Raw genomic sequence first — 23616 nt, forward strand, 5'->3', positions numbered from 1 at the left:
TAACTTGCTAGCAAATTATTATTAACATTTGTACGGTTTAACCGACAAGTGATTTGTTAGATTTGAAGATATCCCCGGCGTTGCGTTGCTCGGCCGGGGAAAGCGCACCGACCTTACAGATCAAAAAACACGGTTTCGTTCTCACCCTGTAAATAGATATCGAAACGGTACACCGTCTCGTTGCCACGCGTCTCTTTGTGCCCAATCAGCGTCTTGCGGCGCACTTCCCATTCAATCAAATTCAGCACCGGGTCTTTCGCGTTCGCCTCCTGCTCATCGGAGAAATACATCCGCGTATTGAGGCCGATATTGATCCCGCGCGCCACGATCCACAGATTGACGTGCGGAGCCATCATGCGCCCGTCGCGACCTACGGCCTGGCCGGGTTTTATGGTGTCAAAGCGCCACACGCCGCTATCAAAGTTAGAGCAGGCGCGACCCCAGCCGCGGTAATCCTCATCCAGCGCTTTTTCCTGCTGCTGGTCCGCCACATGGTTGTAGCGCCCGGCGGCGTTAGCCTGCCAGATCTCAATCAGCACATCGCGCACCGGCGTGCCGGAACCATCGAACACGCGCCCCTCAATGGCAATACGTTCGCCGGGCGTATGGTTGTTGGCAAGCGTAGCGCCGAAGTTCTTCTCAAAGATATGGAAGCCCGCAGCATCCGGAGCCAGGCCGATATGCACATACGGGCCTGCGGTTTGTGAGGCGGTTTCCGGTAAATAGTCTTTCATCGTGCAGCCCCCTGGGTGCGATTTTCAAACAGCGTGGCGCGTTGACCACGCAGCACCAGATCAAAACGATAGGCCAGACAGTCCAGCGGCACGGCGGCGTGGGTATCCAGCTCAGCAATCAGTGTGCGAACGGCATCATCGTTATTGATGGTTTTGACGATAGGGCACTGCTTGATAAGCGGGTCACCCTCAAAGTACATCTGGGTAATCAGGCGCTGGGCAAAGGCTTCACCAAAAATGGAGAAGTGAATATGTGAAGGACGCCAGTCGCTTACCTGGTTGCGCCACGGGTACGGGCCGGGCTTGATGGTGCGGAAGAAGTAGTAGCCGTTTTCGTCGGTCAACACGCGTCCACAGCCACCGAAGTTAGGATCAATCGGAGCCAGATACTGGTCTTTCTTGTGACGGTAACGCCCGCCGGCGTTGGCCTGCCACACCTCAACCAGCGTGTTTTTCAGTGGACGACCGAAGCCGTCGCGCACGTAGCCGTGAACGATAATCCGTTCGCCAATCGGCAGACCGTCTTTGGCATAGTTGAGGATTAAATCGTTATCCAGCGGGCCGAGATCCTGCTGCGAAAAGACCGGACCGGTAATTTCTGACAGTGAATTTTGCAGCGAAATAAGGGCGTTACGCGGTGAACGCAGAACGCTGGTTTTATAGCCTGGCGCGTAGGCTGGGGGATGGTTATTGTAATCCCGGTGAATCACTTCTTGCGGTGACCATTTCGTGCTCATAGGTGGCTCCGTGTAGGGTATTTATTATTGCCGCAGACAGTGTGTGTAAATACATTGTTAATTTAAAGTGAATTTAAGGTGTATTTTAAATAACCTCTGGTTATGTAATCAGAACCATTCACTCAATAAGTTCAGTCAGTTGCCGCGATCACAGTTTGTAAATTCTTACCGCATAGCGTCATGGCCTTTCCTACACTGCAAATATATCCACAGGAGACATGGCATCATGGCGCACACCCTTTCGGCAGATGATATTCGGGAAGAGTTTTCACAAGCGATGTCGGCTATGTATCAGCAAGAAGTTCCGCAATATGGAACGTTGTTGGCATTAGTGGCTGACGTCAATCTGGCGGTACTGGAAAATAACACGCGTCTGTATGAACAGCTGGCTAACGCGGACGAACTGGCACGCCTCAACGTTGAACGCCACGGCGCGATTCGTGTCGGTACGGCACAGGAGCTCGCTACGCTGTGCCGGATGTTTGCCATTATGGGAATGTTGCCGGTGGGCTATTACGATCTGTCGGTGGCTGGCGTGCCGGTACATTCGACGGCGTTTCGCCCGGTGGAGGATGCGGCGCTGCAGCGCAACCCGTTCCGTATCTTCACCTCTTTATTACGCCTTGAGTTGATTGACGACCCGGCACTTCGCCAGAAAGCCGCGCAAATCCTCGCCCAGCGCGATATCTTTACCCCGCGCTGCCGGGCGCTGATGGATCTCCATGACGAGCAGGGCGGATTAACCGCGCCGCAAGCGCAGGAGTTTGTCCGCGAAGCGCTGGAGACGTTCCGCTGGCATCGACATACTACCGTGGATAAAGAAACCTATCAGGCGCTACACCAGCAGCACCGGTTGATTGCCGACGTGGTCTGCTTCCCCGGTTGTCACATTAACCACCTCACGCCGCGCACGCTGGATATTGACCGCGCTCAGGAACTGATGTCTGACTACGGTATTGAACCGAAGGCGGTGATTGAAGGCCCGCCGCGCCGCTCGGTACCGCTGCTGCTACGCCAGACCAGCTTTAAAGCGCTGGAGGAACCGGTGCAGTTTGCGGGTGAGTCGAGCGGCACGCATACCGCGCGCTTTGGTGAAATTGAGCAGCGCGGGATCGCGCTAACGCCAAAGGGCCGGGCTTTGTACGACAAGTTGCTGAGCGAGGCGGGGGTGGGCAAGGATAACCTGAGTCACCAGCAGCATCTGCAAGAGGTGTTCAAAGCCTTCCCGGACAGCGAGTTCTTACTGCGCCAACAGGGATTGGCCTGGTTCCGCTACCGCTTAACGCCGACCGGCGACGCCCATCGGCAGGCGATTCATCCGGGTGATGATCCACAGCCCTTTATCGAACGCGGCTGGATTATCGCCCAGCCGATCACCTATGAAGATTTTCTGCCGGTCAGCGCGGCGGGGATTTTCCAGTCGAATCTGGGCGGCGATGGGCAGACGCGTACGCACGGTAACGCCAGCCGAGACGCATTTGAATCAGCGCTGGGTCGCCAGGTACTGGACGAATTCAGTCTGTACGAGGAGGCGTCGCTGCGTAGCAAACGTCGTTGCGGTCTGCTCTGAAACAGGTACTCTGCATAGCAGTGAAGACAATCAGGATGAAGAGTGAATGCAGAATAGCGCAACGCGGGTGGAGACCCGGCAGGGGACGTTAACGGGCGTCGTGGACGAGGATGTGTATCGCTGGAGCGGCATTCCTTACGCCGCACCGCCGGTGGGTCCGCTGCGCTGGCGCGCGCCACAGCCGGTTTCACCGTGGCAGGGCGTGCGCCAGGCGGATACATTTTCGGCTGCTTGCTGGCAGAGCGCGGAGTACTGTCAGGAGCTGGGCGGCGGCGATCCTGGCCGCTTTTCTGAAGACTGCCTCTATCTGAACGTCTGGTCGCCCATTAAGCGTCAGAAGCCGTTGCCGGTCATGGTCTGGCTGCACGGCGGTGGTTTTACCATCGGTTCAGGCGGGTTGCCGCCTTACGATGGCAAGGCGCTGGCGCGACGCGACGTGATTGTGGTCACGCTCAACTACCGCCTTGGCCATCTCGGCTTCTTTGCTCATCCGGCATTGGAGAGCGAAGACGGCGAACGGCTGTACAATTTTGGCCTGATGGATCAAGTCGCTGCGCTGCGCTGGGTGCATGAGAACATCGAATCGTTCGGTGGCGATCGTGACAATGTCACGTTATTTGGTGAGTCAGCCGGGGCGCGCAGCGTCCTGTCGCTAATGACTTCACCGAAAGCCGCCGGCCTGTTCCACAAAGCCATCATTCAAAGCGGCTATACCTTGCCCGACCTACCGCGCGACGACGCGCTGGCTCGTGGCGAGCGACTGGCCGAACATTTCAATCTGCCGAACGCGACGGCGCACTCTCTGCGAGAGATTCCTGCCGAGGCGTTCTGGCCGCTCACTGCCCCCCATAATATTGGCCCAGCCCCGATTGTCGGCGACGCGGTGCTGCCGCTGCCAATGCTCGACGTTTTCTTTGCCGGTAAGCAGCACCTCATGCCGGTGCTGGTTGGTTCTAACAGCGATGAAGCCAGCGTGATGGCGGTATTCGGCGTGGACTTAGCTGGGCAGATCCAAAAACTTCGCCGCGAGCGCCGTCTGGGGCTAGGGCTGATTAAGCTGCTCTATCCGGGCGTAAAAGGCGATGAGGAACTGGGCCGTCAGGTGTGTCGTGATATGGCGTTTACCACCCTGGGCTACGTGGTGATGCAGGCCCAGCAACGGGTGAATCAACCTTGCTGGCGTTACTGGTTTGATTATGTTGCCGAGGCCGAACACGACACCTATCGTCACGGCGCGTGGCATGGCAATGAGGTGCCCTATGTCTTTGATACACTGGGGCAAATAACGCCCTCGTGCGACTACGTCACGCCACGCGATCTTCAGGTGGCGGCTCAGGTCGCCGACTACTGGGTCAGCTTCGCCCGTGATGCTAGCGCAAGCCATACCGTATTGACGGGGCCGGTACGCTGGCCCGCCTGCGTACGTGGTCGCGACCGGCTTTTACGTATTGGTTTACGCAAGCACGCCGGGTTCCATGTGGAAAATCGCTTTATGCGCGCGCGCCTGGCGCTGTTCAAACGCGTAATGAAGCATCATGTGAGTCTGGATTGACAGTTTTTGTTGCGCTAGCAATTGGATTATCAATCAATTTTGTCTAGAGTGGGCGGCAATAACGCCATTTTTATTTTGCAGCATTCCGACTTTAAAAGGACGCTTTGCCAGGCATGAACCGCAGACACTTTCTTAAATCTTCAATGGCTGTTGCCGCCGTGTGCGGGACTTCCGGTTTCGCATCGCTCTTCTCCCAGGCCGCGATGGCAGAGGACTCCGGCATTGCCGACGGCCAGACGCGTCGCTTTGATTTCGGCGTACTGCAATCCATGGCGCACGATCTCTCTCGCCAACCGTGGAGTGGCGCACCGCGCCCGCTGCCGGATACCCTGGCTAATCTGACGCCGCAGGCCTACAACAGCATTCAGTACGACGCTGAACATTCACTGTGGAACAACGTCAAAGAGCGCCAGTTGGACGTGCAGTTCTTCCACGTTGGGATGGGCTTCCGTCGTCGCGTGCGCATGTTCTCGCTGGATCCAACAAGCCACCAGGCGCGTGAAATTCACTTCCGCCCGGAGCTGTTCCAGTACAACGATGCCGGTGTTGACACCAAACAACTGGAAGGGCAAACCGACCTCGGTTTTGCCGGTTTCCGCGTCTTTAAAGCCCCGGAGCTGGCGCGCCGCGATATCGTTGCTTTCCTCGGCGCGAGCTACTTCCGCGCGGTAGACAGCACCTACCAGTACGGCCTGTCCGCGCGCGGTCTGGCGATTGATACCTATACCGACTCGCTGGAAGAGTTCCCGGACTTCACCTCCTTCTGGTTCGAAACCGCGAAGCCGGGCGATACCTCCTTTACCGTCTACGCGCTGATGGATAGCGCCAGCGTCACCGGGGCGTACAAGTTCGTGGTCCACTGCGAAAAAGCACAGGTGATCATGGATGTGGAGAACCATATCTATGCGCGTAAAGACATCAAGCAGCTCGGCATTGCGCCGATGACCAGCATGTTCAGCTGCGGCAATAACGAACGCCGCGTCTGCGATACCATCCACCCGCAAATTCACGATTCTGACCGCCTGGCGATGTGGCTTGGCAACGGTGAGTGGGTGTGTCGTCCGCTGAATAACCCGCAGAAGCTGCAGTTCAATGCCTACCAGGATAAAAACCCGAAAGGCTTCGGTCTTCTGCAGCTTGACCGCGATTTCACCCACTACCAGGACGTTATGGGCTGGTACAACAAACGCCCAAGCCTGTGGGTTGAGCCGCGTAACCAGTGGGGTAAAGGGGCCGTCAGCCTGATGGAGATCCCAACCACCGGCGAAACGCTTGATAACATCGTCTGCTTCTGGCAGCCGGAAAAACCGATGAAGGCGGGCGATACGCTGAACTTTAGCTACCGCTTGTACTGGAGCGCAATGCCACCGGTACGTTCTCCGCTGGCGCGCGTACTGGCGACCCGTACCGGTATGGGCAGCTTCCCTGAAGGTTGGGCACCGGGTGAGCATTATCCGGAAAAATGGTCCCGTCGTTTCGCTATCGATTTTGTTGGCGGCGATCTGAAAGCCGCTGCACCGAAAGGTATCGAGCCGGTGATTACCCTCTCCAGCGGGGAAGCGAAGCAGATTGAGATCCTCTACGTTGAACCGTTCGACGGCTACCGCATTCTCTTTGACTGGTACCCAACGTCCGATTCGACCGACCCGGTGGATATGCGCCTGTTCCTGCGCTGCCGCGGCGACGCCATCAGCGAAACCTGGCTGTATCAATACTTCCCGCCAGCGCCGGATAAGCGTCAGTACGTTGACGACCGCGTAATGAAATAACCTCGCTGTCGTCATGTAGGCCGGATAAGGCGTCGCCGCCATCCGGCTCTCTGCGCCGTTATGCCTGATGGCGCTGCGCTTATCAGGCTTACGATCACTTGCTGAGAATTGAGAATGACCACCGCTGAAACCATCACCGTCAATGATTCCGTTACCCTCCATGCCGTCAATGAAAGCCACGTTTCGGGGCTGTACCAGCTGGTGCAGCGCAACAAAGCGTGGCTTCAGCAGACGCTGAACTGGCCGCAGTACGTCAACAGCGAACAGGATTCCCGCCAGAACGTGCAGGGCAACATGATGCTGCATCAGCGCGGCATCGCCAAAATGTTCCTGATTTTTGTCGATAACCAGATGGCAGGCGTGCTGTCGTTCAACCAGATCGAGCCCTCGAATAAAACGGGCTATATCGGCTACTGGCTGGATGAGGGCGCGCAGGGAAAAGGGACGCTGTCGGCGGCGTTACAGGCGTTTATTCGCTATTACGCCGAACGTGGAGAAATTCGCCGCTTTGTGATCAAGTGTCGGGTAGATAACCTGCGCAGCAACCAGGTGGCGCTGCGCAACGGTTTTCAACTGGAAGGGTGCTTACGCCAGGCGGAGTTCCTTAACGGCATTTATCACGACCAGAATATCTACGCGCGGATCGTCGACGCCACGCTATAGCGCACCGAAGAGCGGGGTGCGGGTAATTCGCTGTGCCCCGGTTATCGCCTTACGCCCGCGAAGATGAATCGCCTCTCCCGGTAGCGCTTCCACCACCACGCTATCGGTGATATCAATGTGATACTCGATCAGCACATCGCCAATGACCCGTGCATCCCCCTGAATCAGCACGTGATCGTCGAGCAAAATCGGCCCGCCCTGTAAGTGCGCATTGCCGCCGACCAGCACGTGGTGCTTCAACACGCAGTTGCCTTCAACCACCGCGTTTTCCGCCACCTGCGAGCTGTAGCGCAAGGTGGGGATCTCATCCTCGGCGCGCCCGGCGATAATGCGCGCATGGCCGTAGACTTTGGCGCAGTCGCACACCCAGATATTGTTCTCTTCGTTGCCGTCTAAGCGGGCGTTGTCGAAAACCTCCGCCCGATGCTCAACAAAGGCATGAACCAGCAAAGCTTTGCCGTAGATTTGCGCCTGATGTACAACCCGACAGTGCCGCAGTTGGGCAGCATCGTAGATTTGGAGCACCTGTTCGCTATCGGCGGTTAAGCCTCGGGCACCAACGACCTGCGACTGCTCGGCGATATGGGCGTAGCCAAACAGGTGGCAGTAGCCATGAACCTGCGAATCGTGCACGGTAGCATCGCCGCTCACCCGCGCATGGTGGCTGATGCGGCTGGCCTGAATCCACGCATTGCCACCAACCTCAGCCTGATGGCTGATTTCACAAGGCTGCGTCACCCTCGCGTTTTCGGTCACTCTGGCCCCGGCATAGACCAGGCTGTTCTCATCATAAATCCAGCATTCGCCATCGTGGCTCAGCGACAGTTCGTTTTCGACCCAGCCACCGAGGCTACCGACGGTCACATCGGCAAAATCCTGCAAAGCAATAATCTGACGCACCATTACGCTCTCTCTGGCGCCGGGTTCGCCAATTTGCACGCTGCGCGTTTCATCGCTGAGACGATATTTTTTCATCATGGCCTCGGTGGGTATGCAGATAGAGTAAATGTAGCAAATCATCGCGAGAGTTGAGTGAATCAGTGGTGGTGAAAGCTGAAGAGGTGTATAACCCATAATTAAACAAAGTGTATTAATTAATACGAAATGTATTGAGGTGATGAGATGAGTGAACAAAAGCTCCCTGACTATGGCGATGTGGTGGCGGCGGCGGAACGTATTGCGGGTTATGCCAATCGGACGCCGGTCATGACATCGCGGACGGTCAACGACGAGTTTGGCGCCGAAGTGTTCTTCAAATGCGAAAACTATCAGCGCATGGGCGCCTTCAAATTCCGTGGCGCCATGAATGCGCTACAGCAGTTTACCCCCGAACAGCGGGCCGCGGGCGTGGTCGCCTTTTCCTCCGGCAACCACGCCCAGGCCATTGCGCTGTCGGCAAAGCTATTGGGCATTCCGGCAACCATTGTCATGCCGCTGGACGCGCCAGCGGTTAAAGTGACGGCGACGAAGGGCTATGGTGCGCAGGTTGTCACCTATGACCGCTATACCGAAGACCGCGAGCAAATTGGTCGCGACCTGGCAAAACAGCACGGCCTGACGCTGATCCCGCCGTACGACCACCCCCACGTGATTGCCGGGCAGGGTACGGCGGCGAAAGAGCTGATTGAAGAGGTTGGCCCGCTGGATGCGCTATTTGTCTGCCTCGGCGGCGGCGGGTTACTCTCGGGGTCGGCGCTGGCGGCGCGTCATCTATCACCGGAATGCCTGATCTACGGCGTTGAGCCAGAGGCGGGCAACGACGGGCAGCAATCCTTCCGCAGCGGCAGCATCGTGCATATCGATACGCCTAAAACCATTGCCGACGGCGCGCAAACTCAGCATCTGGGAGCGATCACCTTCCCGTTAATTCAGCAGAACGTTGATGACATTCTGACCGCCAGCGACGACGAACTGATTTCCGCGATGACCTTCTTCGCCGAACGCATGAAAATGGTGGTAGAGCCAACCGGTTGTCTCGGCTTTGCTGCCGCACGAGCGCGTAAAGCCGCGCTGCGCGGGAAAAAAGTGGGGATTATCGTCAGCGGCGGCAACGTGGATATCAGCCGCTATGCTGCCTTGCTGGCAGGTTAATACTCAGCTGCCTGTGCAGGCAGGCGGCATTCATCTTATGGAAGGCAAGGCAAAACAGATGGCAAATGATGACGACCACTCCCTGCTGAACCAGATTGAGACCATTGCTAAAGGGCTCAGCGACACCTTTTCGCCGTTCTGCGAAGTGGTGGTGCATGATCTGACACACCCGGAACACTCAATACTGGCAATCCACAATAATTTGTCCGGCCGCGAGGTGGGGGAACCTACGACAGAAATGGGGCTCGCGCGTATCGCCTCACCGGACTTCCCGTCGGTGGTGGCCAACTACGCCAACCAGTTTGCCGACGGTCGCCCGGTGAAAAGCACCTCAATCGGTATTAAAGATACCTCGGGGCAGTACGTCGCCGCGCTGTGTCTGAACGTTGACATGACGCTGTTTCGTGGGATGCAAAGCGCGCTGGCGCAGTTTACCGCGCTGGACAGCGCTCCGGTTGAGGAGCACCTGGAGCCGTCGGGGCTGGAGACGATTCGCCAGCGCATTGACCGCTTCGCCGCTCAACGTGCCACTACCGCGCGGGCGCTCAGCCCAGATGACCGAAAAGCGGTGATTCAGGCGCTGCGAGCGGAAGGTTTGCTGGCGCTGCGTAAATCGATGGATACCGTGGCGCAGCATCTGGGAATATCGCGGGCGACGTCCTATCTTTATGCGCGACAGAAAAATGAAGTATAACGGGGTACTCGTTTTGTCCTTCAACACCGACAGCCTCCAGGGGGAGCGATGCTTTTATCCAGTCTGATAGCAATTGCAGCCGTATTAGTGATGGGCGTAATGAGCCCCGGCCCGAGTTTTATCTACGTGGCGCGAACTGCCGTGGTGCATTCCCGCATGCACGGCCTGGTGACGGCGCTGGGCACCGGCGTTGGCGCGGCGACATTTGCCATGATGGCGATGCTGGGGCTGCAAAAGGTGCTTAATGCGGTGCCGGAGCTGTTTATCGGCCTTAAAATTGCGGGCGGAGCCTACCTTATCTGGATGGGGATTAAAATTTTCCGCGGTGCGCGCCAGCCAATGGCGATAGCGGTAGGGGGCGAAAAACGGGAAATTTCGCTGTGGAAAGCATTTCGTGACGGCCTGCTTACCCAATTGAGCAACCCCAAAACGGCGATTGTCTTTGCCTCTATTTTCACCGCGCTGCTGCCGGCTAATATTCCGACCGCGTTTTACTACATCGTGCCGGTAATGAGCTTTGTGATTGATGCGGGTTGGTATTCGCTGGTGGCGCTGGTGCTGTCGGCGGAAAAACCGCGTCGCGTTTATCTGCGCATTAAAGGCGCAGTAGACCGCACTTCTGCCACGGTATTGGGGATCTTAGGCGTGAAGCTTATCTATACTTCCTTTTCGCGCTAGCGTGTCATTAAAGAATCATTTAAAATACAACTTAACAAAATTTGATTAATTAAACTAAATGCATAATAACGAGAATGAAGCTCGGGTGCTTAATCTGCCCGTCGGCTACTTTGGGATGGTATTGGGGACCATTGGAATGGGCTTTGCCTGGCGTTACGCCAGCACCATTCTGCCGGTAAGTCATAGCATTGGCGATGCGCTGGTGGTGCTCGCCATCGTGATGTGGGGGTTGCTGACACTGGCTTTCCTGACGCGGGCGGTACGCTTTCCGTATAGCGTCTGGCAGGAGATGAATCATCCCATTGCCAGCAGCTTTGTCAGCCTGTTTCCGGCGACGACTATGCTGGTGGCCATTGGCGTAACGCCGTGGTCGAGACCGCTGGCGCTGGCGCTGTTTTGCGTTGGCGTGGCGTTGCAACTGAGCTACGCGGCCTGGCAAACCGCCGGGCTGTGGCGTGGGGAGCATCCGGCGGACGCCACCACGCCAGGGCTCTATCTCCCCACCGTGGCTAACAACTTCATCAGCGCGATGGCCTGCGGGGCGCTGGGCTTTAACGACGCCGGGCTGGTATTTCTTGGCGCAGGGGTTATCTCGTGGATTACGCTCGAGCCTGCCATTGTCCAGCGCTTACGCAGCGGCGGGGTGCTCTCCGTACCGCTACGTACTTCGCTCGGCATTCAACTGGCACCGGCGCTGGTGGCCTGTAACGCCTGGTTGAGTATCAATGGCGGCCATGCGGATGTGTTTGCCAAAATGCTGTTCGGCTACGGCCTGCTGCAGCTGCTGTTTATGTTGCGCCTGATGCCCTGGTATCTGCGCCAGGCGTTTAACGCCTCGTTCTGGAGCTTCTCGTTCGGTATTTCCGCGCTGGCTTCCACCGGGCTGCATCTTGGCCACGCCAGCGGTTCCGGTTTTTTCCATAACCTGGCGCTGCCGCTGTTTATTTTCACCAATATCGTGATCGGCCTGCTGCTGATTAAAACGCTGCTGTTGCTGCTTCAGGGTAAACTTTTGACTCGTGTTGCTCCGTCAACACTGATGAAACCGAAGGATGAACAATGACCACTCGTGACGAAAACTACTTCACCGAAAAATATGGCCTGACCCGCACCCATTCCGACGTGCTGTACGCAGCAACGCAGGTTGCGCCGGGTAAAACGTTGGATCTTGGCTGTGGCAACGGACGTAATAGCCTCTATCTGGCGGCAAACGGCTACGATGTGACGGCGTGGGATAAGAACCCGATGAGCATCCAGAACCTGCTGTCGATTCGCGAAGCGGAAGGGCTGGAAAACCTGCAGGCGGCGGTGAAAGATCTCAACACGCTGACCATTGACGGTGAATATGATTTTATTCTCTCCACGGTGGTAATGATGTTCCTTGAGTCGAGCACCATCCCGCGCCTGATCCCCAATATGCAGCGCTGCACCAAACCGGGCGGCTACAACCTGATTGTCGCCGCAATGGATACCGACGATTTCCCTTGCACCGTCGGTTTCCCGTTTGCTTTTAAAGCTGGTGAGCTGAAAAACTATTACGAAGGGTGGGATCTGCTGAAATATAACGAGGACGTCGGCGAACTTCATCGTACCGATGAAAACGGTAATCGCATCAAATTACGCTTTGCCACCATGCTGGCACGCAAGAAATCATAATTGGTATTTATATAACGGGCGCAAGCCCGTTATGCCATGAATCATTTTTGCGAATAATGAGAGCCCACTCCATTTTTGCCGCGACAAACTCCTGATTCATTTGCTATAACTTACTGGCATTTGTGCATTTATCAGGGATTATTCTCATGCGTACTCAAGCGTTTTTCAAAGCGGCGGCCCTTGTGGGCGTTCTGGCATTAGCGGGCTGTGCATCGAAGACCACCACTCCCCAACAATATTCAGGATTTTTAAAAGATTATTCTGGCCTGAAGGAAGCAACCACGGCGTCAGGAAAAACGGAACTGCGTTGGATCTCTCCGGACTACAAACCGGCTAACTACGCCAACGTCGTCTACAACCCGGTAACCTACTACCCGGTACCGAAGCCGACGACGCAGGTTGGGCAGAAAGCGCTGACCGACATTCTGAACTACACCAACACCGAGCTGAAAAAAGCCATCAGCGAGCGTAAGCCGCTGGCGACGACGGCTGGCCCGCATAGCCTGATCTTCCGCGGTGCGATTACTGCCGTTGACTCCAGCAAAGAAGGCCTGCAGTTCTACGAAGTGATCCCAATCGCGATGGTGGTTGCGGGTACTGAAGCGGCGACCGGCCACCGTACCATGAATACCAACCTCTATTTTGAAGGCGAACTGATTGACGCGGCGACGAATAAACCGGTCATTAAAGTGGTACGTAAAGGTGAGGGTAAAGACCTGTCTAACTCCAACTCCCAGCTGACGCTGGATACGTTGAAACAGGTTATCGATGATATGGCCATTGATGCCGTTAAATTCGATCCATCCCAGAAGTAATTTTACTTTAGGGTGAAAATGAATAAAGGGCGACACGCAGGTGCCGCCCTTATTTTATTCATTCATGCTCTGGCTTCTTTTAATAGTTGCGCAATTGCAGACTCCTGCTCGGCATAATTTCCTTCGCCGAAAAAGGTATAGCGTAACTGCCCCCGAGCGTCGAAAAGATAGTGGGCCGGCCAGTATTGATTCCCAAAAGCGCTCCAGATTTGGTAATTATTGTCGGTGACGACGGGATAGTTTATTTGCCATTTTTTTACTGCTTCCTGCACCGCGCTTAAATTTTTCTCATGCGGATACTCCGGCGTATGTACCCCAATCACCTCCAGCCCCTGCGGCCGATACTTTTCCGCCCACTGCCGCACGTGCGGTAGCGTATGCTGGCAGTTAATACAGTCGAAGGTCCAGAAATCGATCAGTACCACTTTGCCCTTCAGCGATTCGCTAGCGAGCGGTGCGCTGTTGATCCAGCCTGTACCGCCGCTCAATGGTGGCAAAGCGCTGTCAGCAACCGGCTGGAGCTTCACTGGGGTGGCCGGAAGCCAGCCGACCAGATTTTTCTCCAGTTGGGCAGAAAGCCCCGTCGCCCCTTGCAGTACGCTGGTGGTACCGGAAGCAATGAGCGCCACGGAGGCCAGCATCGTTACCCCCGCTAGCTGTTTTAACCGCTCGACCATCACCGTCCTGTTGCGTAGCCAGTGCAGTACACGCTGCCCGCCGAGCCAGATCAAGCCCAGCATGATGGCACAACCGCTACCGTAGGCCGCAAGCAGCACGCCGCTGGAGACGCTGTTGCCCTGAACGATGCCGAGACTCAGGATAGCACCCAGCACCGGCCCTGCGCACGGTGCCCACAATAGCCCGGTGGCAATGCCCGCCAGCAGGGCGGCAATCACGCCACGACGGTTCAGACTGCGGTCGTTCACCTGGTTTCCTAATCGCACCACCGGGTCCATCAGCCGCTGGGCGAGACGTGGTGAGATGAGCGACAGCGCCACCGCGCTAAGAAAGGCAAGCGCCAGCCAGCGACCCGCCAGTGTGACCTGAGTGACCCAGGCACTGGCGACGGTGACCAGCAGCGACAGTGCGGTAAACATCACCACCATCCCGGCGAGCATCGCTGCCAGATGTCGTTTTTGTCCTTTCACGCTGGCAAACAGAAACGGGATCACCGGCAGCGTGCAGGGGCTTAGCAGGGTCAACATCCCGCCGAGAAACGCGATAATAATAGCCATCAGACACCTCATATCAATGAAGCCTGCCGAGCAGGCGATGAGGTGATTTAATCGTATCGATGTCGTGGGAATGTTTCGGCAATCGGCCGTTTTGTCAGCTTAATTGTCGACGATTGCCTCAGATACATCAGGATACAAAGGCAGCAGCAATCTGGCTGACAGGCCACCCTGCGGTCGATTGCTCAGCGTGAGTTTTCCCTGCAAGCGAACCGCGAGCTGCGAGGCGATAGCCAGACCCAGCCCGGTGCCGCCGGTATGGCGGTTGCGCGATGATTCCAGCCGATAGAAGGGTTGCAGTACGGCTTCCAGCTCATGCTCAGGAATGCCCGGCCCACTGTCGTCAATCACAATGGCCAGCCAGCGATCGTCGGCGGACTGGAGGGTCAGCCGTGCGGTGTCGCCGTACTTTAGCGCGTTATCGACAAGATTGGTCACGACCCGTCGCAGCGCCTGTGGGAAGGTGGTGAGCGGCATGGGGTGACCCGACGAAACGAACGTGACCGGATGCCCGGTATCGGTGTAGTCGCAGACCAGGGTATCCAGAAAGGCGTTAAGGTCGAGGCGCTGGCCCGGCTCCTGCATGCTTTCGGTGCTGCGGGCGTAGGCGATACCTTCGCGCACCAGCCGGGTCATGGCATCCAGATCCTGCATCAGCTTTTCCTGCAATGCGGGCTCCCGCGCCATCTCCACCCGAAGTTTCATACGGGTGATGGGGGTTTGCAGGTCGTGGGAGATAGCGGCGAGGATCTGCGTGCGCTCTTTTAGATAGTGCTGAATGCGCGCCTGCATGGCGTTGAACGCCCGCGCCGTTTGTTGCACCTCAAGCGGGCCGCGCTCCGTCATGGGCTGTGGGGTGGTGGCCGCCGGTTCGAGGGTTTCAACTGCGCGGGTAAAGCGCCGTAGCGGACGCACCACCTGACGCACTGCCAGCCAGGCGAAAATCAGCAGCAGTAATGGCTGTGCGACCAGGACAACGGGTAACCAACGTGCCAGCGCCGGGAGCTGCGGGTACATGTCGATGGTGAGCGGCTGACCATCACTCAAATGAAGGTGGGCCTGAATATGCTCCTGCGGGCCAGGCAGATGGCTGACGGTAAGGGCATATTTTTCCCCCAATGCATTTTGCAGTGTCTGCACGATGCTGCGCGTACGCCAACCGGTCGGCGCAGGGCCGGACTCGCCGCTTGAGATCAGGTATTGATAGTTACCACGTGCCAGACGGGGAAGCCAGACATTGCGCTCGCTGGCGGGGAGTCGGTCGAGAATAGCCACGCTGGTGGCAACATCATTTTCGAGGGTGTTGAGCATCACGCTGCGCGCGCTGGTCATTCGCTCGTACAGCAGCAGCGACAGCGTCAGGCCGTTGGCCAGCAGCAGGCCGCCAAGCACGATTAACACCAACTGATAGAGCAGGGATTTTGGCCATAGCCTCATTCGCGGTGTTCCCGAATTTCAACCGCCATCGCCAGCACGTAGCCTTCGCTGCGCACCGTTTTGATATAGGCCGGTTCACGGGCGTCGTCGTTTAAGCGTTGGCGCAGGCGGCTGACCAGAAGATCGATGGAGCGTTCGAACAGCTCCGCGTCGCGCCCCTGTGTTAAGCTGAGCAACTGGTCGCGGCTTAATACGCGCTGTGGATGATCAACAAACACGCGCAGCAGGCGATATTCCGCACCGCTTAATGCCACCGCCAGGCCATCATTATCTATCAGGTGGCGAGCGGCGGTATCGGGTTGCCAGTCGCCAAAGGCAATCAAACGTCCGGTTTCGGTGATTTGCAAATTGGGCGGCAGGGCGCGGTAGCGGCGTAGAATCGCCTTAATGCGTGCCAGCAGTTCGCGGGCGACAAACGGCTTCACCAGATAGTCGTCGGCGCCCATTTCCAGCCCCAGAATGCGGTCTGCGTCATCGCCGCGCGCGGTCAGCATCAGCACTGGGACGTTCTGGCGATCGTTACGCAACTGGCGGCACAGGGTTAACCCGTCATCGCCAGGCATCATAATATCCAGCACCACTAAGTCGACCTGATTACCACTCATATAGGCGCGCATCGCCTTGCCGTTGCTGGCCCCTGTTGCCCGGTAGCCTGATTTCTGCAAATAGTCGACGACCAGCTCACGGATGTCGTGGTCGTCGTCCACCACCAGGATATTGTCGATATGTTCCATGCATTCTCCAGAAAAGGGCTTGGGGGCCACTATCAGCTTACAGCTTATCGGCATCAACCACTGCCATGGTGAAATCAGCCGGGGCTTCCTGCGGCGGGTTATGGCCGACGTGGGTACCGAAGGTACGATGTTCATATTTGCCGGTAAAGTGTGCTGCATAGGTTTTCGGATCCGGGTGAGGTGCACCGTTGTTGCCACCTTCAATCGTGATCGTCGGTACCGTTATCGGCGGCAGCGTCGCCAGCTTCTGCTCATATTTATCATATTTTGCTTCACCTTTTTCCAGCCCCTGGCGCCAGCGGTAGTTGCTGATAGTTATCGCCACGTGGTCAGGATTATCCAGCGATGCGGCGCTGGTGTTGAAGGTGCTGTCGCTAAACTTCCAGTCCGGCGAGGCCTGCTGCCAGATAAGTCTGGCGAATTCGTGGGTGTGCTTCGCATAGCCTGCCTGGCCGCGTGGCGTGGCGAAATAGAACTGATACCACCACTGCAGTTCCGCTTTCGGCGGCAGCGGCTGTTCGCCAATTTTCTGGCTGCTGATCAGATAGCCGCTCACGGAAACCAGCGATTTCACACGTTCCGGCCACAGCGCCGCGACGATATCGGCGGTGCGTGCACCCCAGTCGTATCCGGCAAAATCGGCCTGCTTGATGTTCAATGCGTCCATTAGCGCCACAATATCGGCCGCCATGGCGGAAGGCTGCCCGTTTCGCGGCGTGCTGGCGGCGAGAAAACGAGTGCTACCGTAGCCACGAAGATGGGGGACAATCACCCGAAAGCCTTTGCGGGCAAGCGCTGGAGCCACTTCTGCGTAGCTGTTGATATCGTACGGCCAGCCGTGAAGCAAGATAACCGGCTGCCCGTCGCGGGGACCAATATCGACGTAGCCGACGTCGAGTACACCGGCGTGAATCTGATGCACCGTTTTGAACTCGCTGGCGTAGTCGGTTGTAGCCAGTGCGGGCAACGCAGAGGCCATCAGCAGAGTGGCCAGATACAGACGGTGAAAGCGGGATACGGAAGAGGCTGAAGCGTTCATGAATTTCTCCTGGACAGAGGCTTGATATCATCAAATCAAAAACGATAGCGAACGAAGTATAGGCGGCTATCGCGACCTGATAATAAAAACAGCCGGACGTGTCGAGGATGTGTGGGATTGCGGGGATTTTGCCAGCTAGTGTATCCGGGGTGAGGACAGATACAGTGTGATACAAACAAACGACCGGGCTACACGCAATATCGTAGCCCGGCCGAGCAACGCGATGCCGGGATCACGCCCGACTTAAAAACGGCACTCGCCACATTTCCGGTTTGGCAAACATCACCAGGTTCCCCAGCAGAATCAGTACCAGCCCGACCACCGCGTTCGCATGCCACTGGTAGCCCTCATAGATTGTCGACAGCGTCAGCGCGACCAGCGGGAACAGCAACGTACTGTAGGCGGCGTTGCTGGCCCCAATACGCCCGACCAGGGTGAAATAGACGCCGAATGCAATCACCGAGCCGAAGATCGCCAGATAGAACAGGGCGCCCATATAGCTCACCGTCCACTGCGGGGTGAAATCATCACCGCGAAGCAGGGCGATAACGCCGATGATGATGGTGCCGTAGAGCATCGCCCAGGTGTTGGTGGTCAGCGTCTCCAGGCCACGGCGCTGGTGACGCATGCTGAGCATATTCCCCAGCGAAAAACCGTAGGTTCCGAGCGCGCTGAGTAAAATCCCGGCCAGCAGCGTGCTGCTCATGCCCACCGCCTGCAGGTCATCCCAGAAGAGGGTGACGATGCCGCATAACCCCAGCAGCGCGGCGAGGTAGAAACGCTTCGGTGGCGTCTGACGGAAAAAGATAAAGCTGTTGATGGCGTTAAACAGCACCGCCATGGAGAAAATCACCGACTCGAGCCCGGTGTTAATCCATTTTGCGGCGGTATAAAAACAGAGGAAGTTAAAGCCGAACACGCAGCAGCCCTGCACGATGCAGAACAGGTGATCGCGCAGCGCCAACGGGCGTAGACGGCGCAGACTCAGTAAAATGGTCATCATGGTGAGGCTGGCAATGGCAAAGCGCCAGAAAATGGAAACCGCCTCAGGAACCGGGCCCTGCTGTAAAAAGATGGCAATCCAGGTGGTTCCCCAGATAACAACGACCAGAGCATAGAGCAGCGCGTTCATAATTCCTCGCAAAATCACAATGAAAAACGCAGTGTGCGGGAATGCGACACACGGCGCTTGCAGAAGGCTGCGGGGGACTTGCATATTCTTGCGGTTTTTTTGTCTGCGACGCGCTGAGAACGCTAGATTCTGCGGGCGACAGTCCCTAGACTGAGACTATCGATAATCGTGATAGATATGTTAATGGCCTACGCAACGTTTGAAAGATTACAGAGTCAGAATGCCCAACTGCGGGAAACCGTTGCGCTCAACTCTGGGATACAGCTGGCGGCCTGGTATAACAAATGCGATAACCTGACGGTGAAGAGCGATCATCACACCCTGAGCCTGTACGTGGCCGACGGCTATGAAAGCTACCAGAAAACCCCTCACGGCTGGAAAAACGGCGGCGGGCCTGACCGTTTTTGCCTGATGCCAAAGGACAGCGAATCAACGTGGGACATTCGCGGCGATCTGTCGTTTGTCCATCTCTACTGCACCGATGAACACCTGCGGAAGGTTGGTGAGCAGGTATGGGATCGCAGCCCGGCGACCCTGACCCTCGACGAACAGATTTTTGGCGATGACCCGAAAATTACGCTGCTCTACCGCCAGTTTCTGCTCGGTTATGATTGGCAGCAACCGGCAAACCAGCTGACGCTGAGCAGTGCCAGTACGCTGCTGCTAACGCACCTGATTCAACATCATGCCAACGTGCAGTGGCGGCTACCGACGGTAACCGGCGGGCTGGCGCCAGCGGTACTGCGTAATACACTCGACTATATCGATGCGAATCTCTCCGCGCCGCTGACGCTTGCCGACCTTGCCGCGCAGGCGACCTTAAGTGAATATCATTTTGCACGTATGTTCCGCCAGAGCGTGGGGCTGGCACCGCATCAGTACGTGATGCAGCGCCGGATGGACCGCGCACAGCAGTTGGTGCGCTACACGACACAATCCCTGACCGACATTGCTCTGGGCTGCGGATTTAGCTCAGCCAGCCACTTCAGTAACCGCTTTAAAGCGACGAACGGCGTGACACCGTCACAACTACGCGCGAGCCTTGCGGGATAACAGCGCAAAGCTGACGCCGCCAATCACTAATCCCCAGAATGCCGACCCTACGCCTGCCAGGCTTATCCCGCTGGCGGTGACCAGGAAGGTGACCATTGCCGCATCGCGTTCCCTGTCGCTGCTCAACGCCTGGAACAGGCTACCTCCCAGCGTACTGAGCAGCGCTAATCCCGCCAGCATTTGGATCCATGCCGTCGGTAATGCCGACATCAGTGCGGTGATGGAACCACCAAAGACGCCAGCAATCAGATAGAAAATGCCCGCTGCCGCCGCAGCCTGCCAGCGCTTTAGCGGGTCGGGATGCGCATCCGGGCTCTGGCAGATGGCGGCGGTAATCGCAGCAATACAGACGGAATAGACACCGAACGGCGCCAGCACAAGACCAAAGGCCCCGCTGACCACAATCAGCGGTGAAATCGGCACGCGATAGCCGGAGGCCTGAAGCGTGGCGAGTCCGGGTGCGTTTTGCGATGCCATCGTGACCAGGAAAAACGGGATACCGATGCTCAGTAGTTGAGTGAGAGAGAAATGCGGCGCGATATACTGCGGTGCGACCACTGCCAGACTTAGTGATTCGGTGACAACGTCACCTTTAGCCGCGGCGACCACAATACCGATCGCCAGCGCCGCTACCACCGCGTAGCGTGGGGCGAGCGCTTTAAACAACAGCCAGCCAACCAGCATACTGCCGCATAGCACCAGTTGCCCCTGTAGCGAGGCAAAGGCCTGTAGGCCGAAGCGCAGCAGGATGCCTGCCAGCATCGCGGCGGCCAGCGAATGCGGAATCAGCTTCATCAGTCGGGCAAACCAGCCGGTGAGACCGCAAATCACAATCAACGCATTAGCAAAGATAAAAATGCCCACCGCATCATTCAGCGTTGCGCCTTGCAAGCTGCCAACCAGCAACGCCGCGCCGGGGGTAGACCAGGCGGTTAAGATAGGCACTTTACGCCATAGTGTCAGCACCAGCGTACCGACACCCATTGCCAGGCCGAGCGCGGTCATCCAGCCGGAGATTTGTACCGCGGTTGCGCCCGCCGCCGCTGCGGCCTGCCAGATGATCGCCGCAGAGCTGGCGTAGCCGACCAGCACGGCGACAAAGCCGGCCAGTACGGTAGGAAAAGGAATGATAGGAGATCGCATAAAAGTCTCTTGTGCGTTATAGCGTCCATTTAATGTAGCATTGTGCGTTATAGCGCACAACGCCAACGTGGGATTTGCTAAAACGGCACGGGCGGCGTGGGGTATACTTTGGCGATGGAAGTGAATGGAGGTGGAATGAATATTGCGCAACACCTGGCGGTAACGCTGAAATCCTTACGTCAGCAGCGCGGCTGGAGTCTCTCGAAGTTGGCGGAAGAGACCGCCGTGTCGAAGGCGATGCTGGGGCAAATCGAACGCAACGAGTCCAGCCCGACGGTGGCGACGCTGTGGAAAATAGCCACTGGTCTGAACGTGCCGTTTTCGGTCTTTATTACGCCGGAGATACCGGGCGCAGAGCAGTCGTTTGACCCGCAACAGCAGGCGATGGTGGTGACGCCAGTGTTCCCCTGGGACCCGGTACTTTGCTTTGACCACTTTTCTATTACCCTTGCGCCCGGCGCATTAAGCGAATCAACCCCGCATGAAAAAGGGGTGATTGAACACGTGGTGGTGATTAGCGGGCAGCTTGATATGTGCATTGAGGGGGAGTGGCGGACACTGTATCCCGGCCAGGGGTTACGCTTTGCCGGCGACCTGGCGCATGCCTATCGCAACAGCGGTGAGCAGGTAACCCATTTCCACTCTATCATTCATTATCCCAAAGAAAACGCCGCAGGCAGGCCTGCGGCAAATCATGACAATGAACCATAACGTGGCCGTTACGAGGAAAGTCCGGAATACGAAACCGACTCTAACGGACTGATGCCGAAAGCGGAAATGCCCATTTCGGTAATAGGTTACTGAAATTATGCTAATCGCGGCGCACAAGCGGTGGAAACTGTTTTCGTCCGTCGCGGCTTCTGGCTACAATAGCCGCCATTTTGTGACTCGACTGGATAACCCTGACTGTATGCGCCAGCAGAACACTCTTCTTGAACTCCTTAGCCCGGCTCGCGATACCGCTATTGCTCGTGAAGCGATTCTTCATGGTGCCGATGCGGTGTATATCGGCGGCCCTGGTTTTGGGGCGCGCCATAACGCCAGCAACAGCCTGCAGGACATCGCCGCGCTGGTGCCATTTGCCCATCGTTACGGTGCGAAAATCTTTATTACCCTCAACACCATTCTGCATGATGATGAGCTGGCGCCAGCGCAGAAGCTGATTACCAGCCTGTACGACGCGGGCGTGGATGCGCTGATCGTGCAGGATATGGGCATTATGCAGCTCGACCTACCGCCGATTGAACTGCATGCCAGCACCCAGTGCGATATTCGCACCGTTGAGAAAGCCAAATTCCTGTCGGACGTCGGGTTCAGCCAGATAGTGCTGGCGCGCGAGCTGAATCTGCAACAGATTAAAGCCATTCATGACGTGACCGATGCGACCATCGAGTTCTTTATCCACGGTGCACTGTGCGTGGCCTACTCCGGGCAGTGCAATATTTCGCATGCTCAGACCGGGCGTAGCGCCAACCGTGGCGACTGTTCACAGGCCTGCCGTCTGCCGTACACCCTGAAAGATGACCAGGGTCGCGTAGTGGCGTTTGAAAAACACCTGCTGTCGATGAAAGATAACGATCAGACCGCCAACCTTGGCGCGCTGATTGACGCGGGCGTGCGCTCCTTCAAGATTGAAGGGCGCTATAAAGATATGAGCTACGTGAAGAACATCACCGCGCACTATCGCCAGATGCTCGATACGCTGATTGAAGAACGCGGTGATTTAGGCCGTGCCTCTGCCGGACGCACCGAACATTTCTTCGTGCCGTCAACGGACAAAACCTTCCATCGCGGCAGCACCGATTATTTTGTCAACCAGCGCCAGATGAACATCGGTGCGTTTGACTCGCCGAAATTCGTCGGCCTGCCGGTCGGCGAGGTGCTGAAGGTCAATAAAGATACCCTCGATGTAGAAGTCAGCGAGCCGCTGGCCAACGGCGATGGCCTGAATGTATTGATTAAACGTGAAGTGGTCGGCTTCCGTGCCAATACGGTAGAAAAAATCGGTGAAAACCGCTATCGCGTGTGGCCAAACGAGATGCCTGCTGACCTGCATAAAGCACGTCCGCATCAGGTATTGAACCGCAACCTCGATCACAACTGGCAACAGGCGCTGTTGAAAACCTCCAGCGAGCGCCGCATTGCGGTGGATATCGAGCTGTCTGGCTGGCAGGAACAGCTGGTGCTGACGATGACCAGCGAGGATGGCGTTAGCGTGACGCATACCCTGGACGGCGAATTTGCGGCGGCGAACAATGCGGATAAAGCGCTGAGCCAGCTACAGGACGGGATCGCCAAACTGGGGCAGACGATCTACTATCCACGCGGGGTTGAGGTGATGCTGCCGGAGGCGCTGTTTGCGCCTAACAGTATGCTGAACCAGCTACGTCGCGAAACCGTAGAGATGCTCGATGAAGCGCGTCTGGCGGCCTACGTACGCGGAAGCCGTAAAGCGGTAACCACACCGCCACCGGTCTATCCGGAAAGCCATCTTAATTTCCTTGCCAACGTGTATAACCACAAGGCGCGTGAGTTTTATCATCGCTACGGCGTACAGTTGATTGATGCGGCCTATGAGGCGCACGAAGAGAAGGGCGACGTGCCGGTGATGATCACCAAACACTGTCTGCGCTTTGCCTTTAACCTGTGTCCAAAACAGGCGAAGGGGTCGATTAAGAGCTGGAAAGCCACGCCGATGCAGTTGATTAACGGTGACGAAGTGCTGACGCTGAAATTTGACTGCCGCCCGTGTGAAATGCACGTGATTGGCAAAATCAAAAACCACACCCTGAAGATGCCGCTTCCGGGCAGCGTGGTGGCATCGGTCAGCCCGGACGATTTGCTGAAAACATTACCGCGCCGGAAATAGCGCCGCTTTGTAGCACGG

The 23616-nt window shown here is 56.9% G+C and carries 22 protein-coding genes; 13 read left to right on the forward strand and 9 right to left on the reverse strand.

What is annotated here, in order from left to right; translation table 11 throughout:
* Nucleotides 1-113 precede the first annotated feature (113 nt).
* Together pcaG and pcaH are read right to left on the reverse strand one after the other, a co-directional pair.
* Nucleotides 114-734 (reverse strand): protocatechuate 3,4-dioxygenase subunit alpha, encoded by a 621-nt coding sequence (gene pcaG / locus V6940_RS04135; protein ID WP_333494929.1) that lies wholly within the window; start codon nucleotides 732-734, stop codon nucleotides 114-116.
* Nucleotides 731-1471 (reverse strand): protocatechuate 3,4-dioxygenase subunit beta, encoded by a 741-nt coding sequence (gene pcaH / locus V6940_RS04140; protein WP_333494930.1) that lies wholly within the window; start codon nucleotides 1469-1471, stop codon nucleotides 731-733. Before pcaH ends, pcaG begins: the two co-directional genes overlap by 4 nt.
* Before the next feature lie 226 nt (nucleotides 1472-1697).
* Between pcaH and hglS the strand changes: the two genes are divergently transcribed.
* From hglS to rimL, 4 genes are all read left to right on the forward strand, one after another.
* Nucleotides 1698-3041, forward strand: a complete 1344-nt coding sequence (gene hglS / locus V6940_RS04145; protein ID WP_333494931.1) for a 2-oxoadipate dioxygenase/decarboxylase HglS — start codon at nucleotides 1698-1700, stop codon at nucleotides 3039-3041.
* A 46-nt stretch (nucleotides 3042-3087) separates the two neighbouring features.
* Nucleotides 3088-4593, forward strand: a complete 1506-nt coding sequence (locus tag V6940_RS04150) for a carboxylesterase/lipase family protein (protein ID WP_333494932.1) — start codon at nucleotides 3088-3090, stop codon at nucleotides 4591-4593.
* Between the two features lie 113 nt (nucleotides 4594-4706).
* Nucleotides 4707-6362 (forward strand): glucan biosynthesis protein D, encoded by a 1656-nt coding sequence (locus tag V6940_RS04155; RefSeq protein ID WP_333494933.1) that lies wholly within the window; start codon nucleotides 4707-4709, stop codon nucleotides 6360-6362.
* A 114-nt stretch (nucleotides 6363-6476) separates the two neighbouring features.
* On the forward strand, nucleotides 6477-7025 hold the full coding sequence (gene rimL, locus V6940_RS04160; RefSeq protein WP_333494934.1) for a 50S ribosomal protein L7/L12-serine acetyltransferase: 549 nt from the start codon (nucleotides 6477-6479) through the stop codon (nucleotides 7023-7025).
* On the opposite strand, the gene ydcK is transcribed toward rimL, so the two are convergent.
* Nucleotides 7020-8000 carry a YdcK family protein gene (gene ydcK / locus V6940_RS04165; RefSeq protein WP_333494935.1) on the reverse strand — a complete coding sequence of 327 codons (981 nt, stop codon included), beginning with the start codon at nucleotides 7998-8000 and terminating at the stop codon, nucleotides 7020-7022. The genes rimL and ydcK overlap by 6 nt on opposite strands.
* A 147-nt stretch (nucleotides 8001-8147) precedes the next feature.
* Here ydcK and V6940_RS04170 point away from each other — a divergent pair, with 147 nt between their 5' ends.
* From V6940_RS04170 to V6940_RS04195, 6 genes are all read left to right on the forward strand, one after another.
* Nucleotides 8148-9116: a threo-3-hydroxy-L-aspartate ammonia-lyase gene (locus V6940_RS04170; RefSeq protein ID WP_333494936.1), complete on the forward strand. Its 969-nt coding sequence runs from the start codon at nucleotides 8148-8150 to the stop codon at nucleotides 9114-9116.
* A gap of 58 nt (nucleotides 9117-9174) precedes the next feature.
* Entirely contained in the window at nucleotides 9175-9810 is a 636-nt protein-coding gene (locus V6940_RS04175; protein ID WP_333494937.1) for a helix-turn-helix transcriptional regulator, read from the forward strand.
* 48 nt (nucleotides 9811-9858) lie between these two features.
* Nucleotides 9859-10488 carry a LysE family translocator gene (locus V6940_RS04180; protein WP_333494938.1) on the forward strand — a complete coding sequence of 210 codons (630 nt, stop codon included), beginning with the start codon at nucleotides 9859-9861 and terminating at the stop codon, nucleotides 10486-10488.
* Between the two features lie 58 nt (nucleotides 10489-10546).
* Nucleotides 10547-11551, forward strand: a complete 1005-nt coding sequence (gene tehA, locus V6940_RS04185; protein WP_333494939.1) for a dicarboxylate transporter/tellurite-resistance protein TehA — start codon at nucleotides 10547-10549, stop codon at nucleotides 11549-11551.
* On the forward strand, nucleotides 11548-12144 hold the full coding sequence (gene tehB / locus V6940_RS04190) for a tellurite resistance methyltransferase TehB (protein WP_333494940.1): 597 nt from the start codon (nucleotides 11548-11550) through the stop codon (nucleotides 12142-12144). Before tehA ends, tehB begins: the two co-directional genes overlap by 4 nt.
* Nucleotides 12145-12290: 146 nt before the next feature.
* Nucleotides 12291-12959 carry a DUF3313 domain-containing protein gene (locus V6940_RS04195; protein WP_333010617.1) on the forward strand — a complete coding sequence of 223 codons (669 nt, stop codon included), beginning with the start codon at nucleotides 12291-12293 and terminating at the stop codon, nucleotides 12957-12959.
* Nucleotides 12960-13021: 62 nt separating this feature from the next.
* Here the strand turns inward: V6940_RS04195 and V6940_RS04200 are convergent, their stop codons facing one another.
* The 5 genes from V6940_RS04200 to V6940_RS04220 form a co-directional block, all read right to left on the reverse strand.
* Nucleotides 13022-14194, reverse strand: a complete 1173-nt coding sequence (locus tag V6940_RS04200) for a cytochrome c biogenesis protein DipZ (protein WP_333494941.1) — start codon at nucleotides 14192-14194, stop codon at nucleotides 13022-13024.
* A gap of 99 nt (nucleotides 14195-14293) precedes the next feature.
* A complete protein-coding gene (locus V6940_RS04205) occupies nucleotides 14294-15628 on the reverse strand; it encodes an ATP-binding protein (protein WP_333494942.1) in 1335 nt (444 codons plus the stop codon).
* Nucleotides 15625-16362: a response regulator gene (locus V6940_RS04210; protein ID WP_333494943.1), complete on the reverse strand. Its 738-nt coding sequence runs from the start codon at nucleotides 16360-16362 to the stop codon at nucleotides 15625-15627. The genes V6940_RS04205 and V6940_RS04210 overlap by 4 nt, the downstream gene beginning before the upstream one ends.
* A 37-nt stretch (nucleotides 16363-16399) precedes the next feature.
* The gene (locus tag V6940_RS04215) at nucleotides 16400-17341 is read right to left on the reverse strand and encodes an alpha/beta hydrolase (protein ID WP_333495005.1); all 942 of its coding nucleotides are present in this window, start codon (nucleotides 17339-17341) and stop codon (nucleotides 16400-16402) included.
* A 292-nt stretch (nucleotides 17342-17633) separates the two neighbouring features.
* Nucleotides 17634-18533 carry a DMT family transporter gene (locus V6940_RS04220; RefSeq protein WP_333494944.1) on the reverse strand — a complete coding sequence of 300 codons (900 nt, stop codon included), beginning with the start codon at nucleotides 18531-18533 and terminating at the stop codon, nucleotides 17634-17636.
* A 183-nt stretch (nucleotides 18534-18716) separates the two neighbouring features.
* Between V6940_RS04220 and V6940_RS04225 the strand changes: the two genes are divergently transcribed.
* Nucleotides 18717-19586: an AraC family transcriptional regulator gene (locus tag V6940_RS04225; RefSeq protein WP_333494945.1), complete on the forward strand. Its 870-nt coding sequence runs from the start codon at nucleotides 18717-18719 to the stop codon at nucleotides 19584-19586.
* On the opposite strand, the gene V6940_RS04230 is transcribed toward V6940_RS04225, so the two are convergent.
* A complete protein-coding gene (locus tag V6940_RS04230) occupies nucleotides 19563-20729 on the reverse strand; it encodes a benzoate/H(+) symporter BenE family transporter (protein WP_333494946.1) in 1167 nt (388 codons plus the stop codon). The genes V6940_RS04225 and V6940_RS04230 overlap by 24 nt on opposite strands.
* Nucleotides 20730-20864: 135 nt before the next feature.
* Between V6940_RS04230 and V6940_RS04235 the strand changes: the two genes are divergently transcribed.
* Both V6940_RS04235 and V6940_RS04240 read left to right on the forward strand, forming a co-directional pair.
* The gene (locus V6940_RS04235) at nucleotides 20865-21440 is read left to right on the forward strand and encodes a helix-turn-helix domain-containing protein (RefSeq protein WP_333494947.1); all 576 of its coding nucleotides are present in this window, start codon (nucleotides 20865-20867) and stop codon (nucleotides 21438-21440) included.
* Nucleotides 21441-21639: 199 nt separating this feature from the next.
* Complete coding sequence (locus V6940_RS04240) at nucleotides 21640-23598, forward strand: peptidase U32 family protein (protein WP_333495006.1); 1959 nt, start codon at nucleotides 21640-21642, stop codon at nucleotides 23596-23598.
* Nucleotides 23599-23616: the final 18 nt, after the last annotated feature.

The sequence above is a fragment of the Kluyvera sp. CHPC 1.251 genome (genome assembly GCF_036759945.1).
Classification (GTDB): Bacteria; Pseudomonadota; Gammaproteobacteria; order Enterobacterales; family Enterobacteriaceae; genus Kluyvera; species Kluyvera sichuanensis.